The organism is Bergeriella denitrificans NBRC 102155, from assembly GCF_001592185.1.
Lineage (GTDB): Bacteria > Pseudomonadota > Gammaproteobacteria > Burkholderiales > Neisseriaceae > Neisseria > Neisseria denitrificans.
In genome coordinates, this window is sequence record NZ_BCWL01000120.1 from 1 (window position 1) to 6,627 (window position 6,627).

A 6,627-nucleotide genomic window follows, 5' to 3' on the forward strand; every position below is an offset into this window, starting at 1 on the left:
ATTATCGGCAATCAATCACCGCATCTACCCAGGAGCACCCTATGCCCTACGTCAACATCAAAGTCACCGGTGGCAGCGAAGCCCCGAGCGCCGAGCAAAAAGCCGAGCTGATCAGCGGCGTAACCGAGCTGCTGTCCCGCGTGTTAAACAAAAACCCCGAAACCACCGTCGTTGTCATCGACGAAGTACCGATGGACAACTGGGGCATAGGCGGCAAAAGCGTGACCGTGCGCCGCGCCGAGAAATCCTAAAGCGCAGGCCGTCTGAATATCCGGCGGTTCTGCCCGTTCCATCGCAAAGCCCGCCCAAGCCGCAAGCAGGCTTTTTTCAGACGGCCTCACATCCGACATGACACCGCGCAGCAATCATCATCATGCCTGTCATGCCCAACCCTACACAAAGGAGCCACGATGACGGCAGAAATACGGCGCGACGCGCTGGCAGCGGGCTTGGCCGCCGCTGCCGTTTTGGCGGCGGGCATGGGCTTCGGCCGCTTTGCCTTTACCGCCCTGTATCCGCACATGGTGGCCGAAGGCAGCATCAGCGTGCAGGGCGGCAGCTGGGCGGCTTCGGCCAACTACGCCGGCTATCTCGCGGGTGCGCTGCTGGCGGTCAAAATCCCCGCCGCCCAAGCCCACCGCACCGCCTTGCTGGCATTACTGAGCACAGCGTTGTGTCTGGCCGCGCTCTATTTTCCCTTAAACCTCTGGCTGCTGGCCGCCGTGCGCGGTTTGGCGGGCGTATTCAGCGCGCTGGCGCTGGTGGGCGCGTCTTTATGGCTACTGGCGCAACGCGGTTTCTTCAGCGCCGCGCCCCTGCTGTATTCCGGCGTGGGGTTGGGCATCGCCTTTTCGTCGGAATGGGTCGCGGGCGGCATTTCGCTCGGTTTCTCCGCCGCGCAGCTGTGGCTGAGCTTGGGGCTGGCGGCCCTGCTGCTGACCGCCCTGCTGCGTCCCGCGCTTTCAGTCCAACCCGACCGCACGCCTGCCGCGCCGCCGCACGCGCCCTTAAGCGCCCCGCTCGCCGCCGCTTGGCCGCTGGTCTGCCTGTACGGGCTGGCCGGTTTCGGCTACATCATCACCGCCACCTATCTGCCGCTGCTGGCCACGCTGGCTCTGCCCGATTGGAACACGGCGCACGTTTGGGCGGTATTCGGCCTCGGTGCCGCGCCTTCCTGTTTCTTATGGCACGCGCTGCACCGACGTCTCGGCACCCGCGCCGCGCTCACCGCCAATCTGGGCATACAGGCTTTGGGCGTGATGCTGCCCGTATGGCTGCCCGACGCAGCAGGCTATCTGCTGAGCGCCCTTTTGGTCGGTGCGACCTTTATGGGCACGGTGACCATCGTTATGCCCGTGGCGCAACAGGCGGCCAAGCAATCGGGTACCAACCTGGTCGCCGTCTTAACCGCCGCATACGGCATCGGCCAGATTGCCGGCCCGGCCGCCGCAGACCTTCTCTACGCCCGCACGCACAACTTCAACGGCGCATTAAGCCTTGCCGCTGCCGCCCTGCTGCTGGCCGCCTTGATTGCCGCCGTAAGTTTCCCGCGCCGCAGATAATGCCGTTTCAAAGGCCGTCTGAATATTTTTCAGACGGCCTTTTTATGCTGCTGCGATAGTCTAAGAAACAAGAATGAAACCGGGCCATAAGGCCGCATCACTCTTCTTTTGTCCGACGACAAAAAAACGCCCCACAAATGGCGGCCACACCCGCTTTCCGTTAAAATACGCTTCTTTCTGTTCCACCCGCCCTCCGCCATGCGCCTGACCCACATCAAACTCTCCGGTTTCAAATCCTTTACCGACCCCACCACCATTCATGTGCCCGGGCAGCTCGTTGCCGTTATCGGACCGAACGGCTGCGGCAAATCCAATGTCATCGACGCCGTGCGCTGGGTATTGGGCGAAGCCTCGGCCAAGCAGCTGCGCGGCGAAAGTATGCAGGATGTGATTTTCAACGGCGCCGCCACCCGCCGCCCCGCGCCGCGCGCTTCGGTGGAGCTGGTCTTCGACAACAGCGACCACAGCCTGCAGGGCGCATGGGGGCAATATGCCGAAGTGAGCATCAAACGCCAGCTCACGCGCCAGGGGGAATCGACTTATTTCATCAACAACCAAGTTGTCCGCCGCCGCGACATCACCGATTTGTTTTTGGGCACGGGCGTGGGCGCGCGCGGTTATGCCGTGATTGAACAGGGCATGATTTCCCGTATCATCGAAGCGCGGCCGGAAGAATTGCGCGCCTATATCGAAGAAGCGGCGGGCGTGTCCAAATACAAAGAACGCCGCAAAGAAACCGAAGGCCGTCTGAAAGACACCCGCGAGCATTTGCAGCGGCTGAGCGACTTACAAAGCGAATTGGCGCGCCAAGTAGAAAAGCTGGAAAAACAGGCCGAAGCCGCCGAACGCTACCGCAATCTGAACCGCCAGCTCGAACGCCAGCAAGACCTGCTCGACTACACCCAATGGCAAAACGCCCTGAGCGCCGCCGACAAAGCCACCGCGCAACACCAAACCCTGCAGGCGCAGCAAGACGAAACCGCCGCGCAGATTCAGGCATTGGGTGAGCAGATTCACGCCCTGCAAGCCACCGAGCAGGCGCAGCAGCAGAGCGTGCACGATTTGGGCAACCGGCGCGGCGTCTTGCGCGAGCAGATGGCGCGCCTCGAAGAGCAAATGCGCCACCGCCGCACCCTGAGCCAGCGCATCGAGCGCGACCGCCAAACCGCGCAGGCGCAGATTCAACGCATCCACCAAGAGCAGCAGCACATCCGCACCCAGCTTGAAGAAAACGGCATACAGGTCGAAGAAAAACAAATCGAGCTGGCCGATTTCGCCCTGCAGGCCGCTGAACACGAAGAGCGTCTGCCCGAATTGGAAGAAGCGCAAGCCGCGATTAACGCCGCCTTCCAAGCCCAGCAAGACGAAGCCGGCCGCATCAAGCGCGAACTCGCGCTCAAGCAGCAGCAGCTTGCCCACACCCGCCAAAGCCTGCAGCAGCAGCAAGCCCGCCAAGGCCGTCTGCAAGCAGAAAGTCAGGCGCTGAACCTGCCCGACGAAGCCGAAACGCAAGCCGCGCAGGAGCAGGCCGAGTTGCTGCTCAACCAGCAAACACATTACGAAGAGCAGCTGCTGGCCGCCGAAACCCAAGCCGAACAAAGCCGTCTGAAATTTCAGACGGCCTCCGAGCAATACCAAGCCCTGCAGCAGCAGCACATCACATTAAGCGCACAGCAGCAGGCCTTGAGCCAAATCCTGGCCGCCAACCGGCAATCCGCCGATTTCTGGCAGGCCGGCGGGCACGCCGACGCGCCCCAATTATGGCAGCACATCACCGCGCCCGCCGAATGGCAGCACGCGCTGGGCGTAATTTTGGCCGAGCGTCTGCACGCCCGCGCCGTACCCGCCGGCTTCACCGCCCCCGACCCCCTGCCGCAAGGCCGCGCCGCCTGGCTGGAAAACACCCTCTCCGGCGGCATCAAAAAATCCCTGCCCGCGCAGGCTCTGCTCAACCAAATCCAAGCCCGCCCGCCTTTTCAGACGGCCCTGCACCACTGGCTCGACGGCGTATTGTGCGCCCCGAACCTGGATTACGCGCTGGCGCATCAGAGCGACTTGAGCGGCAGCCAAATCTGGCTCACGCCCGAAGGCCACCAAATCGACAAAGTCAGCGTCTTGCTGTATGCCGAGGCGCAACAGGAAAGCCTGATAGCCCAAAAAGCCCGTTTGAACGCCATCGTCAGCGAATTGGACGCACTCGCCCCGCAGCTGGCCGCCGCCGAAGCCGAACGCGACCAAGCCCGCGCCGCGTCCGAAAATGCCGAAAACCACTTACGCAGCCTGACGCAGCAGCAAAAGCAGCACGCGCAGGCCTACCATCAGGCGCAGCAACGCGCCGCCGAATTTCTACTTCGCACCAACCAAGGCCAGCTCCGCCGCGAGCACATCGCGCAAGAGTTGGCGCACATCGAAACCGAAGCCCAAATACTTGTGCAATCTTCAGACGGCCTCGAAGACGACATCGCCACGCTGACCGAAGCCGCGGCCGAGTTGGAACACCAGCAGCACAACCTCTCCACCGAGCGTCAGGCGCAGCAAAGCCGTCTGAAACAGGCGCAGCTGGCCCTGCTCGAAGCCAACCGCCAATACGGCCTGGCAGAAGTCGCCGTACACAAATTGCAGCAGCAAAAGCAAAACCTGATGCAGCAGCTTGAGCGGCTTGATGAGCAAACCGCAGATTTGCAGGAGCGTCAGCAGGAATTGGCGCTGGCCTACGAAACCGAAATCCAAGACGACGAGCAGCATCTCCAATTAGAACAACTGGGCGAATCGGTGCAGCAGCTCGACGAACAATACACCGCCCTGCAGGAAACGCTGGCGCACACCCAAGCGCAAGGCCGCGAGCAGTATGCCGCCCAGCAAACCCTGCAGGCCAAGCTGCCGCAGCTGCAGGCCGCCACCCAAACCGCCCTGCTGCAGCAGCAGGAAGCGCTGATTAACGCCAAACGCTACCACCAAAACCTAACCGAGCGCGAAGCCGATTTGGCGGCTTTGGAAGCGCTGGCCGCAGAAGCAGGCCGTCTGAATGCGCTGAGCGACAACATCGGCAGCCTCACGCGGCAGATTGAAGCCCTAGGCGCGGTCAACCTGGCCGCGCTGGAAGAATTGGAAGAAGCACGCGAACGCGACGGCTATTACCGCAGCCAAAGCGAAGACGTGCAGGCCGCCATCGCCCTGCTCGAAGAAGCCATCGCCCAAATCGACGACAAAACCAAAGCCCGTTTCAAAGCAACATTCGACGCGGTGAATGAAAAAGTGCAAACCTTTTTCCCCACCCTGTTCGGCGGCGGCGAAGCCACCCTGAAAATGATTGGCGACGATTTGCTGACCTCGGGCGTGTCCATCATGGCGCGTCCGCCCGGCAAGAAAAACGCCACCATCCATCTGTTGAGCGGCGGCGAAAAAGCCCTGACCGCCATGAGCCTGGTGTTTGCCCTGTTCAGTCTTAATCCCGCGCCCTTCTGCCTTTTGGACGAAGTGGACGCGCCGCTCGACGATGCCAACACCGGCCGCTTCTGCAACCTGGTAAAAGAAATGTCGGCGCAAACCCAGTTTCTCTATATCTCCCACAACCGCCTGACCATGGAAATGGCCGAGCAGCTGGTCGGCGTGACCATGCAGGAAAAAGGCGTATCGCGGATTGTTTCCGTCGATATCCAGCAAGCCCTGCAGATGGCCGAGCCGGCATAAAACCAAGCCGTCTGAAAAACAGCGTTTTTTCAGACGGCTTTTCCGCCGCCGCGCGCACCTTGCCCGGGCGCACGCTTTACCACTACAATCCCCTATCACCATCCGATTTCCGATACGAGCCGACTATGTTTTTTGTTTTATCCCCCGCCAAAAACCTGAACGAAAAAGACCCCGCGCCCATCAGCGACTTCACGCAACCCGACCTGCTCGAGCACGCCGCCGCGCTGATGCAGGAACTGCGCGCCCTCGCCCCGCAGCAGATTGCCGCGCTGATGCACGTTTCCGACAAAATCGCCCTACTCAACGCCGAGCGCAACGCCGCCTGGCACACCCCGTTTACCCCGCAAAACGCCAAGCAGGCCGTGTATATGTTCAACGGCGATGTATACGAAGGCATAGACGCGCCCTCGCTTGCCCCCGCGCAAATCCAATACCTGCAATCCCATGTGCGCCTGCTCTCCGGCCTCTACGGCCTGCTGCGCCCGCTCGACCTGATGCAGCCCTACCGCCTGGAAATGGGCACGCCGTTTGCCAACGCCCGCGGCAAAAACCTGTATGAATTCTGGGGCGACACCATCACCAACCTGCTGAACGACACCCTGGCCGCCGCCGGCAGCGACACGCTGGTGAACCTGGCATCGCAGGAATATTTCAAATCGGTCAACCCGAAAAAACTCAAAGCCCGCCTGATTACCCCCGTATTCAAAGACGAGAAAAACGGCCAATACAAAGTCATCAGCTTCTACGCCAAACGCGCGCGCGGCCTGATGGTGCGCTACGCCGCCGAACACGGCATCACCGAAGCGCAGGATTTGCAGCATTTCGATTACGAGGGCTACGCATTCAATCCCGCCGCCTCGAGCGAAGACGAATGGGTATTTATGCGCCAAGAACAATCCAAGTAAAAACAAAAAGCTAAACCGCGCGTTTAAAAATTAACTTGGCAAAATCCGCGAATTTGATTACTATACCCGCTTCAAGAAACGGAAGCGTGGCAGAGCGGTTTAATGCAACGGTCTTGAAAACCGTCGAGGGTTGATAGCCCTCCGTGAGTTCGAATCTCACCGCTTCCGCCATCTTGAATACACTATGCACCAAACAGCATAACCGGAAGCGTGGCAGAGCGGTTTAATGCAACGGTCTTGAAAACCGTCGAGGGTTGATAGCCCTCCGTGAGTTCGAATCTCACCGCTTCCGCCAGTTTAAGAAAAGCCGCATCTCAATGAGATGCGGCTTTTTCATGGATGTTTGTTCCATTGACGTTTGTTCCGTTGAAGCATATCGGCACTCTCCCCTTATCCCTAGTAGGACGGGCATCCCTGCCCGTCGCTTTGCCGCAAGGCAAAGAAAATAACCCAACAAAAAGTATCTCATT

The 6,627-nt window shown here is 60.4% G+C and carries 4 protein-coding genes and 2 tRNA genes; all 6 read left to right on the forward strand.

Annotated elements, in window-relative coordinates; genetic code table 11:
* The first annotated feature begins 41 nt into the window (after positions 1-41).
* The 6 genes from BDE01S_RS07160 (at position 42) to BDE01S_RS07185 (ending at position 6,452) form a co-directional block, all read left to right on the forward strand.
* Positions 42-251 carry a tautomerase family protein gene (locus tag BDE01S_RS07160; RefSeq protein ID WP_066079404.1) on the forward strand — a complete coding sequence of 70 codons (210 nt, stop codon included), beginning with the start codon at positions 42-44 and terminating at the stop codon, positions 249-251.
* A gap of 159 nt (positions 252-410) precedes the next feature.
* Positions 411-1,562 carry a YbfB/YjiJ family MFS transporter gene (locus BDE01S_RS07165; RefSeq protein WP_066079407.1) on the forward strand — a complete coding sequence of 384 codons (1,152 nt, stop codon included), beginning with the start codon at positions 411-413 and terminating at the stop codon, positions 1,560-1,562.
* Positions 1,563-1,760: 198 nt separating this feature from the next.
* Positions 1,761-5,252, forward strand: coding sequence for a chromosome segregation protein SMC (gene smc / locus BDE01S_RS07170; protein ID WP_066079411.1), 3,492 nt, complete (start codon positions 1,761-1,763; stop codon positions 5,250-5,252).
* A 125-nt stretch (positions 5,253-5,377) separates the two neighbouring features.
* Complete coding sequence (gene yaaA, locus BDE01S_RS07175; RefSeq protein ID WP_066079408.1) at positions 5,378-6,157, forward strand: peroxide stress protein YaaA; 780 nt, start codon at positions 5,378-5,380, stop codon at positions 6,155-6,157.
* An 80-nt stretch (positions 6,158-6,237) separates the two neighbouring features.
* Positions 6,238-6,328: transfer RNA gene (locus tag BDE01S_RS07180), tRNA-Ser, on the forward strand.
* A 33-nt stretch (positions 6,329-6,361) separates the two neighbouring features.
* Positions 6,362-6,452: transfer RNA gene (locus BDE01S_RS07185), tRNA-Ser, on the forward strand.
* Positions 6,453-6,627: the final 175 nt, after the last annotated feature.

Excerpts from the sequence above, each read along its gene's own strand:
- BDE01S_RS07160 (WP_066079404.1), top strand. The coding sequence starts at position 42 with ATGCCCTACGTCAACATCAAAGTCACCGGTGGCAGCGAAGCCCCGAGC.
- BDE01S_RS07165 (WP_066079407.1), top strand. The coding sequence starts at position 411 with ATGACGGCAGAAATACGGCGCGACGCGCTGGCAGCGGGCTTGGCCGCC.
- smc (WP_066079411.1), top strand. The coding sequence starts at position 1,761 with ATGCGCCTGACCCACATCAAACTCTCCGGTTTCAAATCCTTTACCGAC.
- yaaA (WP_066079408.1), top strand. The coding sequence starts at position 5,378 with ATGTTTTTTGTTTTATCCCCCGCCAAAAACCTGAACGAAAAAGACCCC.